This window comes from Acidovorax benzenivorans (assembly GCF_028680575.1).
GTDB classification, from domain to species: domain Bacteria; phylum Pseudomonadota; class Gammaproteobacteria; order Burkholderiales; family Burkholderiaceae_C; genus Acidovorax; species Acidovorax benzenivorans.
In genome coordinates this window covers 76,558-93,783 of sequence record NZ_JAPCKI010000002.1, presented here as the reverse complement: position 1 = coordinate 93,783, position 17,226 = coordinate 76,558, and the positions used below count along the sequence as shown (strand labels likewise).

Below are 17,226 nucleotides of genomic sequence, written 5' to 3'. Positions count from 1 at the left end.
CCCCCGACCCCACACACGCAAGCAGCGACGAGATGCCACGGCGCGCGTTGGTTCTCATCACGGCCCTGGTGCTGGCCCTGCACTGGCTGGTGCTCAGTGGCGTGCCCTTGGCGTGGGACAGCCCTGCACAACCGACCCACCGTGTATTCAGCACGCGCAGCATTGCGGCGACGCCCCCACCACCGGCAAACGCCGCCCCGATCGCGTTGCCCGCCACAGCCACAGCCCCCCTGCCGCCAGCCCGCAAAAAGGTGGCAGCACCCAAGCGCCCACCGAATCCACCCGCCACTGACGCCTCCCCCCCCCAGCCTGCGGCCGGCCCCGTTGCCGAGTCCAGCCCCCCTGCCGATGCTGGTGTCGTATCCACCGTGGCAAGTGCCGCCTCGGACGTGCAGGACACCGATGCCTTCCCGGTCGCATCGCAAGCCACCCCCGCCGCCGCACCCGACGCCCCGGCCTCCGCTGCGCCACCGGCGCCACCGGTCGAAGACACCCCACCAGGCTCGGGCGTGGACATCAGCCCCCCCGGGGGCACCGGCCGCAGCGCCAGCACCACACCACCGCCCGTGCGCATCCCCAGCCCCACGCGGCTCGCGTTCGATGTGAGCGGCCAGGCCAAAAAGTTTGCCTACAGCGCCCGTGCCGAACTGCTGTGGCAGCACGATGGCAATCGCTACGAGGCACGCCAGGAGATCAGCGCTTTCCTGGTAGGCACCCGCACACAGCGCAGCGTGGGCACGGTCACGGCCCAAGGTCTGCTGCCCGAAAAGTTCTCCGACAAATCCCGCAGCGAGCAGGCCGCTCATTTCGACTACGCCAAGGGCCGCGTCACCTTCAGCGCCAATACGCCCGAGGCAGCAGCAGGCCCTGGCGTGCAGGACCGCCTGAGCCTCTTCATCCAGCTGGGCGCCATGCTCGCCGCAGACCCAGGCCGCTTTGCGCCAGGCACCCAGATCACGCTGACCACCGTGAGCGCCCGCAGCGCCGACCGCTGGACCTTCACCGTAGAAGGCCCCGAAACCCTGGACCTGCCCGCCGGGCCCACGCCCGCACTCAAGCTGCTGCGCCTGCCCCGCAAGGACTACGACCAGAAGGCCGAACTCTGGGTGGCTCCAGGGCTGGGCTACCTACCGGTGCGCATCAAGCTCACCCAGGCCAACGGGGATTTTGCCGACCTGCAGCTGCGAGCCAGCGCCCCACCCTGAGCACTTGCCCCCTCTTGCGCCGCACGGAGTGTTGCGCCCAAACGCCATCCGGGCAAAAAAGCCCCACGAACCCGGCGTGCTCCGTTTTTCATGAAATACTGCAACGCAGCAGGGGGACAAAAGCCACGGGCTTTACCCGGGCCCCTTGAACTCTGCGTACCCGCTGTCATCTGACATTTATATCGACAAGGGGAACACGATGCACATGCTCTACGACTCAGAATCCTTCGTGGTGGTCCACATGCTGCCCGACGCCGTGGAGAAAAAGAGCGCCCAAGTGCTCAACGACACCGCCCCCGCCATCCCCCAGCTTGCGCGCCACGGCTTTGAAATCGTGGACAAGCGCTCTGGCAAAGAGGTGTACCTGGACGGTTCCTGGGCCGAGATGTTCCAGGAGCAGATCCTGGCCTGGCAGCGCGACACGCCGACCCAGGAAGAAGTGGAAGACGCACTGGACCGCTACGCGGGGCTGGCGCAAAACCCTGTCGTGGTGCACTGACACACGGGGATAGCGCGGCCCTGGTGGCTCAGCCCACCGAGCCCTGATCTACGTCGGGCGGGTAAATGCGCCGGTACAGCGGGTCCACCAGCATCAGCACCGCAATCAGTCGACACACCTGAAACGCCGTCACCACCGGCACCCCCAGCTGCAGCACTTTGGCCGTGATGGCCATCTCGGTGATGCCGCCGGGCGAAGTGCCCAGCAGCAAGGTGACCCAGGGCAGCCCCGTGGCCCAGGCCAAGGCGCCTGCGAACAGCGCGCACACGCCCATCAGCACCACGGTGCCCAGCGCCACTGACGCCAGCCAGCGCGGCGCAGTGTGCAAAAACTCCGCGCGAAACCGCACGCCCAGGCTCACCCCGATCACCAACTGGGCCGCATTGACCATGCCCTGGGGCACTGCCGACAGGCTCTGGCCCGCCATGGTCAGGCCCATGGACACCAGCATCGCCCCCATGAACCAGGGGTTGGCGCGGCCCAGCCGGTCCATCAGCAGCGCCCCTGTACCGGTCAGCAGCGCCATCAGCGCCAGCCCCGACCAGTTCACCACCCGCAGCGTGGGCGGCAGGATATCGAGGCCGTGCAGGCCGCTGAACTGCAGCGCGAACGGAATGGTCACCGTAACGATCAGCAGCCGCAGGCTGTGGCTGGCGGCCACCAGATCGGTGCGCGCGTTTTCGCGCTCGGACAACAAGGTCATCTCGGACGCCGCACCTATCGCACCGGCAAAGTAGCTGGTGGCGCGCAGCATGGAGGCGGGCACGCCATGCATGCGTGGCGCGTGCACCCGGTACAACCACGCACCAAACAGCCAGCCCAGGAACAGCGCCCACACAATGCCCAGCACAATGGCCCACCACAGGCCACCGATCAGCGCGACCACCTGGGGCGTGAAATACAGGCCCAGTGCAGCGCCAATGGTCCATTGCCCGGCATTGCGCAACGGCCCCCAACTTTCGGTGGGCCCGCCAGCCATCGACACGACGGAGGTGGCCAGCAACGGGCCGATCATCCAGGGCAGCGGGGTCTGCAGGGCTACACAGGCAGCGGCAGCGGCCCACGCCAGGGCAAGGGTGGCCAGGGTGCGAACAACAAAGAGGGGGCGCATACGAAACAGAGAACAAACAGGCCGCGCCAGCAGCGCGGGCAACACCGCAGTATCGCGCGAGCAACGTCCCCTGCAGCCACAGCGGCACTGCCCACACGGAACGGCAGGCATCGCCACCGGGCAACGGCCACACTGCACAAGGCGCCCACTGGCGTTTCAGGGCGCGTCAGGTCTCTGCCGGGCAGCAATCGCCGGAATTTCAGCCATATCAGCCTATTGCGCCCGTCGAATATGCGCCGTCAGCTATATTTTTAATAGCATCAGACAGCGCCACGCCGGGCGGCCATCTCCCGCCCCATCGTGGCGAGGGAGGCGGGTGACAGTAAAGCAGCGGCGGCGGGGTAGGCCGCGCCTTCTTCGGCTGCGATGTGGGCGCCGTACCGCCCAGCAAAACGGTCAAACGCCGCTTCGTCCTGGGGCGTGAAGCCCGTGGCGCCTCCGTCCACCAGCGCCTGCAGGCCAACCCGGGCTGCCGCCCAGTCAGCCGTCATGGCCACGTGGTCTTGTTGCAGGCGCAAGACCAGCGCCCGGACCTCGGGCGTGGCCTCGGCAAGCAGCAGCGGGAACACATGCAGTTCTTCGTCCTGATGGTGCAGCGGCGCCGCAACGTCGAAGTAGCGCAGCACATCGCGTGCGGCCTGGCGGGCATCGTTGTCCGCCCCGTGCGCCTGCACATGGGCGCGCAAGCGGCCTAGCAAACCCAGCGTGCGCTGCACGCGCTCGTGGCAGGCTTCCAGCATGGCAAAGGGCTGCTCGAAACCCACAGCGGGCGCACTGAAGCCCGGGAGATGGCGTGGAGCGGCACTGACCGGGGCGGGCGCCGATACCGGTGCAGATGCGGGGGCAGAGGCCATGGCCCGCCTCACCCAAACCGCACGGGCTGGCCCTGGCGGTCGAACGGGATGAACGCGCCGTGCGCACCGCCCTTGATGGCGTCCACCATGCGCTGCAAAGGCGCCTCGGCATCGGCGCTGGTGGGGGCCTTGTTCAGCGTGCCGGACATGGCCGCCGCAAACACGATGGCCCAGTCGTGGCCAGGGGCCGTGAACTGGCGGGCCTCGTCCACCAGCGCGTCGAACGAAGCAAGTTCCTGCGGCGTCTTGTCCACACACATCAGCGGCACCAGCGCACCGCCCTGCCCGGCTTCAAAGCGTGCGCGCTGAGCGGGGGTGGCGTCATCGGGCAGCTCTACAGCCGCAAAGACAAACAGCAGGCGCTGCGGCTCCGGCTGCATGCGGGCAGCCTGCAACAGGTCGTCAAAACTGGAAATATCCATGAAGAAGTCTCGCAAACAAAAAATGGGCGGGATGTCAGAACCCAGGCACTATGCCTCGTTTGGCATCCAGCGTACTCACATAGGCACCCGCCGCAGGACGAGCGCGCGCCGCCTTGCGCGACTGTACGGTGCCGATGCTGATGAAACACAAGGCCTGCTCGGAGGCCGCCAGCTGGAACAGGTCGCGCAGGCTGGCCGCCTTGAGGGCCTTGCCGCTGGTCAGCGCCGAGCCATAACCCTGCGCAGTTGCCATCAGCAGCATGTTCTGCACGGCACAACCCGCAGAGACGATGCGCTCGGCCAGGTCGATCTCGGCATCGCCCCGCTCTGCCTCCACCACCGCCAGCAGCAGCACGGGAGACCGGTACGCCTTCTCGCGGGCCTGCTCCGCCTGCTCGGGGGTGGCTTCAGGGTCGCGCTCCAGCAGCGCCTGGGCAAACACGTCAGCCAGCATGGGGCGTGAAGCCTCTGGCACCAGCACAAACCGCCAGGGCACCAGTTGGCCATGGTCCGGCGCGTGGGCCGCCGCATGGAGGATCTGCGCCAGTTCGGCAGCGTTGGGCCCCGGGGCGCCCAGTCGCTTGGGCAGAATGGTCTGGCGCGACTGGATCAGCGCCGCCGCCATGCCCGCCACATCGTCCGCCACCGGCGTGCGCGGAGAGGAGGTGGGCGGTTTGGATACGTGGCTCAAAGGCCAAGGGATGACAGCCATTGCAAGTCCTTGAAAAGGCTCAGCCCGGTCGACCATCGGCCCGCAGGCAACCATACCAGCGGCCGAGGCGCACGCCCCAGGCCCCCATGGTGCCCGCCCACAGCACAGCGGCCAACGGCAGCAACCAGAGCAACACATCGCCGGGGATACCCGGCACCGCAGCCACAATGCGCAGCACAGTCGCGGCTTGCAGCAACCAGAACAGCGACCACGCCATGCGGTCAGCCACCAGCGCCCGCCCGCTGTGCCCGCAGGACACCCGCGTGACCATGGCCAGCATCAACGACGCCAGGCACCCCATGGTGAGCGCGTGCAGGGCCCCCAAGCCCAGGCCGCCAACGCCCATCCCCCAGGCCAGCCACGCGGACACACCACCGAGCAAGAAGGACACTCCCAGCCACAAAAAGCCAATGTGCAGCATGGCCAACAGCTTGTTTTTGAGACTCTGCACCAACCCCCACACACAGGCCAGCCAGACCAGCACGCCCCCCACCACCAACTGCAGCGAGCCATGCACCAGTCCCCAGGCGGGCCCCGCTGCACTGGCGGATACACCGGCCCATTCGAGCCACACGGCCAGCACCTGCAGCAGCGCCGCCGCCAGCATGAGCCAAAGCACCCAGAAAGGGCGCCACGCCTGCACCATGGGCATGGCGCTGGAGGTGAAAAAGGGAATCATGCGGTGTGCCACCGTGACATACACCACGACCACAAACCCCCAGAGACCCGTGAACACCCAGGCCCTTGCCACTGCGGGGGCGCCCAACACCAGGCTGAGCCACAGCCCCACCACGCTGGCGCTGCCGAGCAGGCAGGCGCTGGCAATCACGCGCGCATGAAGCTGGTCTTGCGCCTGGCTCAGCCGCACACGGCCCCAAAACTGTGCAGTCATCCACACCAGGCCGCTGCAGGCCAGCGCGAGCCCCGCCAGCGCCAGAGCGGAATGCCAATGGGCCCCTGCCAGCCACAGCAACCAGCCCGCAGCCTGCGCGAGCAAGGGAAAACGCAGCGCATTGACAGGCAGAGGCTCCACGCCCAGCCACTTGGGGCCCGCCGTAAAGAGAAAACCCGAAAAGAACAGCGGGATGAATCCGAACACCATCACGGCGGAGTGCACCAGCGTGGGCGGCAACGCGCCAGGCAACCCCCACCATTGGGTGGACCGATCCACCTGCACCAGCGCCCACCACACCCCAGAGGTCACCAACACCACCATGGCGAGCAGAAAGCCCAACCGATGGGGGGCCAGCATCACATAGCGCCAGCGCCAGTGCCTGTCCATCTGTGCGAGCGCCTCGGCAGAGGGTTTGCCGGATGCCACGCGCAGGGGAATGGTGGGCCGAGAGGTGGTCACCCGCAGCTTCCCAGATGCCCACACTGCGTGCAGTAGTCGCAACCATCCTTGCGGATCACGGCGTGGGCGCCACATTCGCTGCACTTCTTGCCCGCCATGGCCTGCGGCACGGCCACCGGGGGTGGAGCAGGCTCATCCAGCGGCAGTTGCTGCTGCACGGGGTCAGCCACACGGCGCGCCAGGATGTTCTGGATGGCGTAGGCCATGGCCGCCACTTCGGAGTCGTGCCACATGGGCACCAGCGTGCCGTCGTCCTTGCGGTGTTGCCCCAAGCGCACGGGGCCACGGTCCCAGGCCACCTTGCGCATATCGGACAGCGCCCGCTCCAAAAAGCCGCCACGCGCTGCCAGCGACAACATGCGCATGCTGGAGGTGATCCACTGCTGCGACTCGCCGCTCTGGCCCACGGGCATGAAGAACTCGATAGCACGGTCCACCGTGCCGTTGCCAACCCCCGTGGGGACCGGCAGGAACGAGACGATGAGGTACAGCGTCTTGTGGCCTTCCTGTGTCCAGTATTCGAGCTTTTCGGCCACCGCCGAGAGGCCACCTTGGGGGCGGCTTTCGATCACGGTGCGCATGGGGTCCACCGGCGGTGCGGGGGGAGCCACAGGCGGTGCGGCAACGGCTGCTGGCTCAGGCGCTGCATGGGTCTCCAGCACCGATCCCAGGATGGCGTTGGGCCGGTAGGTGGCCAGGCCTTTGAGCTTGGCGCGCCAGGCCTGCAGGTACAGGTCCTTGAACCCCTCGTAGGGGTAGTCGGCAGGGATGTTGACCGTCTTGGAGATGGCCGTGTCCACAAAGGGCTGCACGACTTCCATCATGGCGATGTGGCCTTCGGCGGGCATGGCAAGGGCCGAGACGAAGTAGTCGGGCAGCACATTCACATCGCCACCCAACTCACGGTACAGGCGCCAGGCGTGATCTTCCACCGCGTACTCGGTGGTGCTGCCATCGGACTCGCGCTTCTTGCGCTTGTACATCCACGAGAACGGCGGCTCGATGCCGTTGGAGGCATTGTCGGCAAAGGCCAGGCTCACCGTGCCCGTGGGGGCGATAGACAGCAGGTGGCTGTTGCGGATGCCGTGCTGGTGGATAGCCGTCTTGAGTGACTCGGGCAAGCGGCTGGCGAAGGTGCCTTCGGCCAGATAACCGTTGGCGTCGAACTTCGGGAACACCCCCTTCTCGCGCGCCAGGTCCACAGACGCGGCGTAGGCGGCATCACGCATGCACTCGGCAATGCGTGCGGCCATGGTGCGCCCCTCGGGCAGGTCGTAGCGCAGGCACAGCATGGCCAAGGTGTTGCCCATGCCGGTAAAGCCCACACCAATGCGGCGCTTAGCCATGGCCTCGTCGCGCTGCTGCGGCAAGGGCCAGTAGGTCACATCGAGCACGTTATCGAGCGCGCGCACCTGCAGCGCCACTGCTTTGGTAAAGGCGTCGAAGTCAAATGCGGCCACGCCCCCAAAACCGAAGGGGTGGCGCACGAAGCGGGTGAGGATGATGGGGCCCAGGTCACAGCAGCCATAGGACGGCAGAGGCTGTTCACCACAGGGGTTGGTCGCCGCGATGTCCTCGCAATAGTGCAGGTTGTTGTCTTCGTTGATACGGCCCAGGAACAGGATGCCAGGCTCGGCAAAGTCATAGGCCGACTTCATGATCGTGTCCCACAGCTCGCGCGCGGGCACGGTGGCGTAGATCCACAAGCCATCGGCGCGCTGCCGGGCGCCCTGGGCCAGCAGGGCAGCGCCAGGGCGTGCCTTGTGCACCAGCTCCCACGGCGCGTTGTTCTGGACGGCAAGGATGAACTCGTCCGACACCCCCACCGAGACATTGAAATTGTTCCAGCGGCCCGGCGTGCGCTTGGCGGTGATGAACTCGTGCACATCGGGGTGGTCGATGCGCAGCACGCCCATCTGCGCACCCCGGCGCGCGCCTGCACTCTCCACGGTGGAGCAGGACTGGTCGAACACGTTCATGTAGCTACAGGGCCCCGACGCCATGGAGGCCGTGGCCTTCACCTGCGCCCCCTTGGGTCGGATGCGGGAGAAGTCGTAGCCCACGCCACCGCCCCGGCGCATGGTTTCTGCGGCCTCGCGCAGCGCTTCGTAGATGCCTGGAAAGCCCTCGTCGTCCACACCCTGGATGCAGTCGCCCACGGGCTGCACAAAGCAGTTGATCAGCGTGGCCTGGATATCGGTACCCGCCGCGCTCATGATGCGGCCCGCGCCAATCGCACCCGCCTTCAGGTTGGCCAGGAACAGCGTTTCGTATTTTTCGCGGAGCTCTGGTTTTTCGACCGATGCCAGGGCACGCGCCACGCGCTGGTACAGCTCGTCGGCGGTGGTTTCGCCGGGTTTGAGGTATTTCTCGCGCAGCACATCCAGGCTGATGGGCTGCAGGGACGAGGCGAGGTGAAGAGGGGGCTGGGGTTCGCGTTTCATGGGGGCCGATGATTTGGGTTTCACACTGAAACGGGGTTGCGTTCCGTCAAGGAGCGCTCATTCCACTCCGAATGATGGCTGCTGGCAAGCAGACGGCAGATCACTCATCCACCAGCACTTGCCCGTCATGCTCCACATAGGGCTGGTAGGGGCCGGTGCCGCTATGGTCCGACTGCGACGCAGGCACGAAACCGCCGGTCTGGACATCGAAGACATGAACTTCACCATCCTCAATCACGTAGTGCCAACCGTGCAGGCTGATCTGGCCGGACTGCACCCGGCTGCGCACCATGGGGTACTCCATGAGGCGTTCAAGCTGCAGCACCACAGCGCGCTGCTCGGTGCGGCGCAATACCTCGGGGCCCGGCTGCATGGGCAACAGGGCCTCGCGCCCCAGATCCAGCCAGCGGTTCAGGTTGGGCGCCTCGGGAGAGACCTCACCATACATCGCCTTGATAGCCCCACAGTGACTGTGGCCGCACACCACAATGCGGCGCACCTGCAGGTTGAGCACGGCAAACTCGATCGCCGCCGTAGTGCCATGGTGGCCGTGTGATCCGTCATAGGGTGGGATGAAAGCCCCCACATTGCGCACCAAAAACAACTCGCCCGGCTCCGCCCCGGTGAGCAGGTAGGGCACCAGGCGGGAGTCGGAGCAGCCGATGAACAAGGTGGTGGGGTGCTGCCCCTCATCCACCAGCGTCTTGAACTGCTCGCGGTACTGGGGAAAGGCGTCGTTGTGAAAGCGGCGCAAGCGGTCCAGCAACTCGTCGGGCATGGGCGGGCAATCGGGTAGCGGTGGTGTGCCGCGCAACTACTGTACGAGCGGCGTGTCGGCCGCGTCCAGCGCCACACCATCCACCACGGCAGCGCCTGCCAGCAGTTGCAGGTACTGGCGCAGCGCATTCACCCACGCCTGCTGGCGCAGCGTGAGCGCGATGGCCTGGCGCACCTCTTCGAAGGAGGGCTGCTGCCCGATGTCGCGGGCCACCACCTCCACCACATGCAGGCCAAAGCGGCTGTGCACCAGGCGTGCCAGCACACCGATCTCGGCGCTGCCAAACACCTCGCGGGCGAACTCGGGGGCGCAATCGGCGCGAGTGAGCCAGCCCAGATCGCCGCCCTGCTGGCCACTGGGGCAGTTGGACCACTGGGCTGCTGCCTTGGCAAACTGGGCGCCGCCATCGTCCGCGCAGCGCAGTTCGATCAGCATGGCCTCGGCCCGCAGGCGTAGCTGTTTCACATCCACGCCCGGCGTCACGGCAAACAGCACATGGCGCAATTGGGCGCGTTCGCCCTGGGCGTGCGCCGCAGGGTGGGCCTCGTGGTAACGGCGGCAGGCTTCCTCCGACGGATCGGGAATGGGCAGCTCGCGGTCCAGCAGTTGCTCAATGGCATTGGAGGCCTCCGTGCTGATGGCGCCCTCGATGCCCGGCACATCGTCTGCTGACAGCAAGCCCGCCTGCTGAGCGGCCTGGCGCAGCAGCTCGGTGCAAGCGCGTTGGCGCAAGGCCTCTTCGTCCAGCAACTCGTGCGGAGCATTGAGTGCCACGCCGTTGATGCGTGCAATTCCAGCCACCGCGTCGCTCACTCCGCCGGTCACGGGTGCCGACGTGGCCTGCAGGGGCACGTCAGCCACCGTTGCTGCCAGTGCCTCGTAGGCCGCTGTCTGCGTGGGGGTCAGTAGGCTGGCAGGGGCGGCTGCCGCGCTGCTCTCAGTAGAGCCGCATCCGCAGCTCCCGGTTCCACATCCGCTCATGGTGTGCTCCTTGGGTCGGTGGGTTTCAGGCGCGGCGGTCTTGCGACTGCATATGGCCTGGGGGCAGGTTCAAGCGGCGCGCACGCACCACCTGATAGGGGCGCAGCACATAGGCCAACGTGCCAAAGCCGCTCCACACGTGCACCAGACGGGTGAACGGGAAGATCAGGAAGATGCTCATGCCCAGGAACATGTGGGCCTTGAAGATCCAGCCCGCTTCGGCCAGCAGCTCCACACCCCCGCTGCGGAAGGTCACCACGCGTTGGCCCCACTCGGCCAGCTTCATCATCATGGAGCCGTCCAGATGCTGTGCCGACAGCGGGATGGTAGCCAGGCCCAGCGCCAGTTGCAGCCACAGGAGCACCAGGATCAGGATGTCGCTGACCTTTGACGTGGCGCGGATGCGCTCATCCGACAGGCGGCGGTGCAGCAGGATGGACAGGCCGATGAAGCCCAGCGTGCCCGCAATACCCCCGGAGACCATGGCCATGAGCTGCTTGGCACCCGCACTCATGAAATGCTCATACAGAAAGTGCGGCGTGAGCATGCCCACGGTGTGCCCGAAGAACAGGAACAGCACGCCGATGTGGAACAGGTTGCTGCCCCAGCGCAGGCTGCCGGTGCGCAGCAGTTGCGATGAGTCGCTCTTCCAGGTGTACTGATCGCGATCGAACCGCGCCCAGCTGCCAATGAAGAAAACGGCCAGGCAAATATAGGGATAGATGCCAAACAACAGGGTATCAAGCCAGGCGGTCATACGGAGACTCCTTCTGGTGCCCGCTCGGCGCGGGGGGTACGAACAAAATGCATCGGCTGCGGCTGGTCAGGCTTGGACTGACCCTGGGTGCTGCAACCGCCAAACGCTTCGGGCTCGGCCCAGACCTCGTCCATGGGGGGCTCAGGCGTGAGCGCCACCGACTGCACGCGCTGGCCCGACACTTCGAGCACCGCAGCAATCACGCTGGCATAGGGGCTGTTGCGCGCCACCAGCGCACTGAACAGCGCGTTGAGGATGTGGGCCATTTCGCCCAGAAACTCCTTGGCCACTTCAGGCGGCTGGGTGGATGCGAACTCCAGCACCACCGGCAGGTGGTCGGGCAGCTCGTCGGCCTGGAATTGCAGGCCGGCCTTTTCATAGGTCTGCATCAGATCGATGAGCGCAGGCCCCCGGTCGCGCGAGTCACCGTGCACATGCTCGAACAGATGCAGCGAGGTCTGGCGGCCCCGGTCGAAGTTGTCCACGTAGCGGGCTTCGGCTTCCAGCGGGTCGAGTGCAGCCAGGTGCTCGCACACAGCCTTCAGCTCGCCCATGCGGTCGGCCGTCAAGGCCTGCTCCGCCTGCAGCGCGTCGATGAGCTGCGGCATCACGCTGCGCAGCTGCGCATCGGGGTAGCTCAGCAGGTAGCCCAGGGCGCGCAGGGTCAAGCGCACGGAGGTCGGGTTCTTCTTGAACATGGTGATTCCTTCCGTTGCACTCAAACAGTGGCCTTGATCGGGATGGTTCGGGGCTTCTTGCCACCGAACATGCTCGTCTCGGTGGCCCCATCGGAGCACCCGTTGCCAAACGAGAAGCCGCAGCCGCCGCGAATGTCAAAAGCGTTTTCGGCGTATTCGCGGTGGGCCGATGGGATCACGAAGCGGTCCTCGTAGTTGGCAATCGCCATCACGTGATACATCTCCTCGACCTCGGACATCGACAGACCGGCCTGCTTGAGCACGGCCAGGTTCTGGCGCTGTTCCACATGCTTGTCGCGCTGGTAAGTGCGCATGGCCAGCATGCGTTCCAGTGCCCGCACCACGGGCCCGGTGTCGCCTGCGGTCAGCAGGTTGGCCAGGTACTGCACGGGGATGCGCAGCTGCGATACGTCCGGGATCTCGCCATTCACGCCCACATGGCCCGCGTTGGCGGCGGCCGTGATGGGCGAGAGCGGTGGCACATACCAGACCATGGGCAGCGTGCGGTACTCGGGGTGCAACGGCAGGGCCACCTTCCATTGCACGGCCATCTTGTAGACGGGGCTGTTGCGCGCGGCGTCCATCCAGCTGTCCGGGATGCCGTCGATGCGGGCCTGCTTGATCACGTCCGGATCGTTCGGGTCCAGGAAGATGTCGAGCTGGGCCTGGTACAGGTCGCGGTCGCGCTCTACGCTGGCAGCTTCCTGGATACGGTCTGCGTCATACAGCAGCACGCCCAGGTAACGGATGCGGCCCACGCAGGTTTCTGAGCACACGGTGGGCTGGCCCGCTTCGATGCGGGGGTAGCAGAAGATGCACTTCTCTGCCTTGCCCGACTGCCAGTTGTAATAAATCTTCTTGTAGGGGCAGCCGCTGACGCACATGCGCCACCCACGGCACTTGTCCTGGTCGATCAGCACGATGCCATCTTCCTCGCGCTTGTAGATCGAGCCGCTGGGGCACGATGCCACACACGCCGGGTTCAGGCAGTGCTCGCACAAGCGCGGCAGGTACATCATGAAGGTGTTTTCGAACTGGCCGTAGATGTCCTTTTGCACATCGTCGAAGTTCTTGTCCTTGCTGCGCTTGCTGAACTCGCCGCCCAGGATTTCTTCCCAGTTCGGGCCCCACTCGATCTTCTCCATGCGCTTGCCGGTGATCAGACTGCGTGGACGCGCCGTGGGTGCGGCCTTGCTTTCAGGGGCGGACTGCAGGTGGTCGTAGTCGAATGTGAAGGGCTCGTAGTAGTCGTCGATCTGCGGCAGGTTGGGGTTGGCGAAGATGCGCATGAGCAGCTTCCACTTGCCGCCCTGGCGGGGGGCGATGGAGCCGTCAGGGCTGCGTACCCAGCCACCGTTCCACTTGTCCTGGTTTTCCCATTCCTTGGGGTAGCCAATGCCGGGCTTGGTTTCGACGTTGTTGAACCAGGCGTATTCCACCCCGGGGCGGCTGGTCCAAACGTTTTTGCAGGTGACGGAACAGGTGTGGCAACCAATGCACTTGTCCAGGTTCAGCACCATGCCGATTTGTGCGCGAATTTTCATCGTGTTTCTCCTTGTCTTCGGCTTCAGGCATGCGCGCCGCTGTGGGCCGATGCGGGGGCTTCGTCGTCGAGCCAGTCCACGCGGTCCATCTTGCGCACCAGCACGAACTCGTCGCGGTTGGTGCCGATGGTTCCGTAGTAGTTGAAGCCGTAGCTGTACTGTGCGTAGCCACCAATCATGTGGGTGGGCTTGAGCACGATGCGGGTGACCGAGTTGTGGATACCGCCACGGGTGCCGGTGATCTCAGAGCCGGGGGTGTTGATGATCTTCTCTTGCGAGTGGTACATCATCACCATGCCGGGGTTCACACGCTGGCTCACCACCGCGCGGGCCGCAATGGCGCCGTTGGCGTTGAAGAGTTCAACCCAGTCGTTGTCCACGATGCCAGCGACCTTGGCGTCGTCTTCGCTCAGCCACACCACCGAGCCACCCCGGTTCAGCGTGAGCATCATCAGGTTGTCGCTGTACGTGCTGTGGATGCCCCACTTCTGGTGCGGCGTGATGAAGTTCAGCTGGATCTCTTTGTTGCCGTTGGGCTTCTTGCCTTCGACTTCATGCAGCGTCTTCAGGTGCACCGGTGGGCGGTAGCTCACAAAGCCTTCGCCGAAGTCACGCATCCACGGATGGTCCTGGTAGAACTGCTGGCGCCCCGTAAGGGTGCGCCATGGGATGTACTCGTGCACATTGGTGTAGCCCGCGTTGTAGCTGACCTTCTCGCTTTCCAGGCCCGACCAGGTGGGCGAGCTGATGATCTTGCGCGGCTGCGCCTGGATGTCGCGGAAGCGGATCTTCTCGTCTTCGCGGTGCAGCGCCAAGTGCACGTGGTCGCGGCCCGTCTGCTTGCCCAGGGCCTCCCAGGCCTTGCAGGCCACATGGCCGTTGGTTTCGGGGGCCAGCATCATCACCACTTCGGTGGCATCGATGTCAGTCACGATGCGGGGCATGCCTTGCGTCACGCCCTCTTCCTTCACGCGGCCGTTCAGGTCGCCCAGCTGACCGACTTCGGTCTGCGTGTTCCAGCCGATGCCCTTGCCGCCGTTGCCGGCCTTGTCCATCAAGGGGCCCAGGGCGGTGAAGCGCTTGTACAGGTTGGGATAGTCGCGCTCGACCACCGTGACCTGGGGCGCGGTCTTGCCGGGGATGAGTTCGCACTCGCCCTTCTTCCAGTCGCGCACGCCATAAGGCTGGGCCATTTCACCGGGGGTGTCGTGCATGATGGGCGTGAGCACCACATCCTTTTCCACGCCCAGGTGGCCCACGCTGACCTCGCTCACGGCCTTGGCGAAACCCTTGTAGATCTCCCAGTCGCTCTTGGCCTGCCAAGCAGGGTCCACCGCTGTGGACAGCGGGTGGATGAAGGGGTGCATGTCGCTGGTGTTGAGGTCGTTCTTCTCATACCAGGTGGCGGTGGGCAGCACGATGTCGGAGTACAGGCAGGTGGTGCTCATGCGGAAGTCGAGCGTGACCAGCAGGTCCAGCTTGCCTTCGGGCGCGTTGGCGTGCCACTGCACTTCCTCGGGCTTGGCTTCGTCCTTGCCCAGGTCCTTGCCCTGTACGCCGTGCGTGGTGCCCAGCAGGTGCTTGAGGAAGTATTCATGTCCCTTGCCCGACGAGCCCAGGATGTTGGAGCGCCACACGAACATGTTGCGCGGCCAGTTGTCGGGATGGTCCGGGTCCTCGCAGCTCATCGTGAGACTGCCGTCTTTGAGCGACTGAACCACGTAGTCCTTGGCGTCCATGCCCTTGGCTGCGGCATCCTTGGCCACCTGCATCGGGTTGGTCTTGAGCTGGGGCGCCGAAGGCAGCCAGCCCATGCGCTCGGCGCGCACGTTGTAGTCGATCTGGGCGCCGTGGTAGGCGCTGGCATCGGCCAGGGGCGAGAGGATTTCCTCCATGCCAAGCTTCTCGTAGCGCCACTGATCGGTGTGGGCATAGAAGAAGCTCGTGCTGTTCATCTGGCGGGGGGGACGGATCCAGTCCAACGCAAAGGCCAGTGCCGTCCAGCCGGTCTGGGGCCGTAGCTTTTCCTGGCCCACATAGTGCGCCCAGCCGCCACCGCTTTGGCCAATACAGCCGCACAGCATCAGCATGTTGATGATGCCGCGGTAGTTCATGTCGCAGTGGTACCAGTGGTTCATCGCCGCACCGATGATGACCATGGACTTGCCATGGGTCTTGTCGGCGTTGTCGGCGAACTGGCGCGCCACGGTGATGATTTGGTCACGCGGCACGCCGGTGATGGCCTCTTGCCATGCGGGGGTGTAGGGGCGGTCGGCGTCATAGCCGCCACCCGGTTCTTCGCCGGGCAGGCCACGGTCGATGCCGTAGTTGCCGGCCAACAGGTCGAACACGGTAGCCACCATCACTCGGCCCTTGGCTTCGTGCCCAGCCAACTCCAGGTGGGACACCGGCACGCGGCGCACCATCACGTCGCCGCCTTGCTCGTTGGCCGTGAAGTTGGGCGTTGCCACGCCGCCAAAGTAAGGGAAGGCGACATCGGCCACATCGTGCGCCTGCTCGCCATCTTCGATCACCGACAGCTTGAGCTTGACGGTGTTGCCGGTGCGCGCTTCCTTGTTCTCCAGGTTCCACAGACCCTGGTCGGCGCGGCCATCGGTACCCCAGCGGAAACCGATGGAGCCGTTGGGCAGCGTGACCTGGCCCAGCTCGTCGTAGCCCACGGTCTTCCAGTCGGGGTTGTTCGACTGGTCAAGTTGGCCGGGGAAATCGCTGGCGCGCACATAGCGGTCGGGCACCATCACCGTGCGGCCATCGGGCAGCGTCTTTTCCTTGAGCACCACCAAGAGCGGCAAGTCGGTGTAGCGGCGTGCGTAGTCGTCAAAGTACGCCGAGCGGCCCTTGCCGCCGTCCTTGAAGTAGAACTCGTTCAGGATCACATGGCCCATGGCCATGGCCACGGCAGCGTCGGTGCCCTGCTTGGGGTGCATCCACAGATCACCCAGCTTGGCTACTTCGGAATAGTCGGGCGTGATGGACACGACCTTGGTGCCCTTGTAGCGCACCTCGGTCAAGAAGTGGGCATCAGGCGTGCGCGTCTGGGGTACGTTGGAGCCCCAGGCAATGATGTACGAGCTGTTGTACCAGTCGGCCGACTCGGGCACGTCGGTCTGCTCGCCCCAGGTCTGCGGGCTGCTGGGAGGCAGGTCGCAGTACCAGTCGTAGAAACTCATGCACACGCCACCGATCAGGCTCAGGTAGCGTGAACCAGCGGCGTACGAAATCATCGACATCGCCGGGATGGGCGAGAAGCCGATGATGCGGTCCGGGCCATGCTTCTTGATGGTGTAGACATTGGCCGCAGCGATCATCTGGTTGACTTCGTCCCAGGTGCTGCGCACGAAGCCGCCCAGACCCCGCTGCTTTTGCCATTCGCGCTTGGAGGCATCGTTTTCGACAATGCTGGCCCAGGCATCCACCGGGCTCTTGGCCAGGGCAATGGCGGCGCGCCAGTGCTTGAGCAGGCGGCCACGCACCATGGGGTACTTCACGCGGTTGGCGCTGTACAGGTACCAGCTGTAGCTAGCACCGCGTGCGCAGCCACGGGGTTCGTGGTTGGGCAGGTCAGGGCGGGTGCGGGGGTAGTCGGTCTGCTGGGTTTCCCAGGTCACGATGCCGCCCTTGACGTAAATCTTCCACGAGCAGGAGCCCGTGCAGTTCACGCCGTGGGTGGAGCGCACGATCTTGTCGTGCGCCCAGCGGTCGCGGTAGGCGTCTTCCCAGGTGCGGTCTTCACCGTTGGTTTCGCCGTGGCCTTGGGCAAAGGTCTCGCGGGGCTGCGAGAAGTACGAAAGGCGATCGAGGAAATGGCTCATCGGGGGCTCCTTTTTCTGTTCTGTCTAAAGGTGA

At 65.4% G+C, this 17,226-nt stretch carries 14 protein-coding genes; 2 read left to right on the top strand and 12 right to left on the bottom strand.

From position 1 onward, the window contains the following. Positions 1 to 32: 32 nt before the first annotated feature. Both OIN59_RS03880 and OIN59_RS03875 read left to right on the top strand, forming a co-directional pair. A complete protein-coding gene (locus OIN59_RS03880) occupies positions 33 to 1,205 on the top strand; it encodes a DUF3108 domain-containing protein (protein ID WP_274107276.1) in 1,173 nt (390 codons plus the stop codon). A gap of 199 nt (positions 1,206 to 1,404) precedes the next feature. Then, positions 1,405 to 1,704 (top strand): BTH_I0359 family protein, encoded by a 300-nt coding sequence (locus OIN59_RS03875; RefSeq protein ID WP_100412684.1) that lies wholly within the window; start codon positions 1,405 to 1,407, stop codon positions 1,702 to 1,704. A 28-nt stretch (positions 1,705 to 1,732) separates the two neighbouring features. On the opposite strand, the gene OIN59_RS03870 is transcribed toward OIN59_RS03875, so the two are convergent. The 12 genes from OIN59_RS03870 to OIN59_RS03815 all read right to left on the bottom strand — a co-directional run bounded on the left by OIN59_RS03870 (position 1,733) and on the right by OIN59_RS03815 (position 17,192). Beyond that, the gene (locus tag OIN59_RS03870; RefSeq protein ID WP_274107273.1) at positions 1,733 to 2,815 is read right to left on the bottom strand and encodes an AbrB family transcriptional regulator; all 1,083 of its coding nucleotides are present in this window, start codon (positions 2,813 to 2,815) and stop codon (positions 1,733 to 1,735) included. Positions 2,816 to 3,075: 260 nt separating this feature from the next. Further along, a complete protein-coding gene (locus OIN59_RS03865; protein ID WP_407655052.1) occupies positions 3,076 to 3,669 on the bottom strand; it encodes a hemerythrin domain-containing protein in 594 nt (197 codons plus the stop codon). A gap of 8 nt (positions 3,670 to 3,677) precedes the next feature. After that, positions 3,678 to 4,091 carry a ribonucleotide reductase subunit alpha gene (locus OIN59_RS03860; RefSeq protein WP_274107271.1) on the bottom strand — a complete coding sequence of 138 codons (414 nt, stop codon included), beginning with the start codon at positions 4,089 to 4,091 and terminating at the stop codon, positions 3,678 to 3,680. Positions 4,092 to 4,125: 34 nt separating this feature from the next. Further along, positions 4,126 to 4,803 (bottom strand): nitroreductase family protein, encoded by a 678-nt coding sequence (locus OIN59_RS03855; RefSeq protein WP_274107269.1) that lies wholly within the window; start codon positions 4,801 to 4,803, stop codon positions 4,126 to 4,128. A gap of 19 nt (positions 4,804 to 4,822) precedes the next feature. Next, positions 4,823 to 6,157 (bottom strand): NnrS family protein, encoded by a 1,335-nt coding sequence (locus tag OIN59_RS03850; protein WP_274107267.1) that lies wholly within the window; start codon positions 6,155 to 6,157, stop codon positions 4,823 to 4,825. Next, positions 6,154 to 8,601, bottom strand: a complete 2,448-nt coding sequence (locus tag OIN59_RS03845) for an adenosylcobalamin-dependent ribonucleoside-diphosphate reductase (protein WP_274107265.1) — start codon at positions 8,599 to 8,601, stop codon at positions 6,154 to 6,156. Before OIN59_RS03845 ends, OIN59_RS03850 begins: the two co-directional genes overlap by 4 nt. A 100-nt stretch (positions 8,602 to 8,701) precedes the next feature. Next, complete coding sequence (locus tag OIN59_RS03840) at positions 8,702 to 9,379, bottom strand: carbonic anhydrase (protein WP_274107263.1); 678 nt, start codon at positions 9,377 to 9,379, stop codon at positions 8,702 to 8,704. A 36-nt stretch (positions 9,380 to 9,415) separates the two neighbouring features. Then, on the bottom strand, positions 9,416 to 10,360 hold the full coding sequence (locus OIN59_RS03835) for a peptidylprolyl isomerase (protein ID WP_274107261.1): 945 nt from the start codon (positions 10,358 to 10,360) through the stop codon (positions 9,416 to 9,418). A 25-nt stretch (positions 10,361 to 10,385) separates the two neighbouring features. Then, a complete protein-coding gene (gene narI / locus OIN59_RS03830; protein WP_274107260.1) occupies positions 10,386 to 11,117 on the bottom strand; it encodes a respiratory nitrate reductase subunit gamma in 732 nt (243 codons plus the stop codon). Beyond that, complete coding sequence (narJ, locus tag OIN59_RS03825) at positions 11,114 to 11,815, bottom strand: nitrate reductase molybdenum cofactor assembly chaperone (RefSeq protein WP_274107259.1); 702 nt, start codon at positions 11,813 to 11,815, stop codon at positions 11,114 to 11,116. Before narJ ends, narI begins: the two co-directional genes overlap by 4 nt. A gap of 20 nt (positions 11,816 to 11,835) precedes the next feature. Further along, the gene (gene narH / locus OIN59_RS03820) at positions 11,836 to 13,359 is read right to left on the bottom strand and encodes a nitrate reductase subunit beta (protein WP_274107257.1); all 1,524 of its coding nucleotides are present in this window, start codon (positions 13,357 to 13,359) and stop codon (positions 11,836 to 11,838) included. A 23-nt stretch (positions 13,360 to 13,382) separates the two neighbouring features. Next, the gene (locus tag OIN59_RS03815) at positions 13,383 to 17,192 is read right to left on the bottom strand and encodes a nitrate reductase subunit alpha (RefSeq protein ID WP_274107255.1); all 3,810 of its coding nucleotides are present in this window, start codon (positions 17,190 to 17,192) and stop codon (positions 13,383 to 13,385) included. Positions 17,193 to 17,226 lie beyond the last annotated feature (34 nt).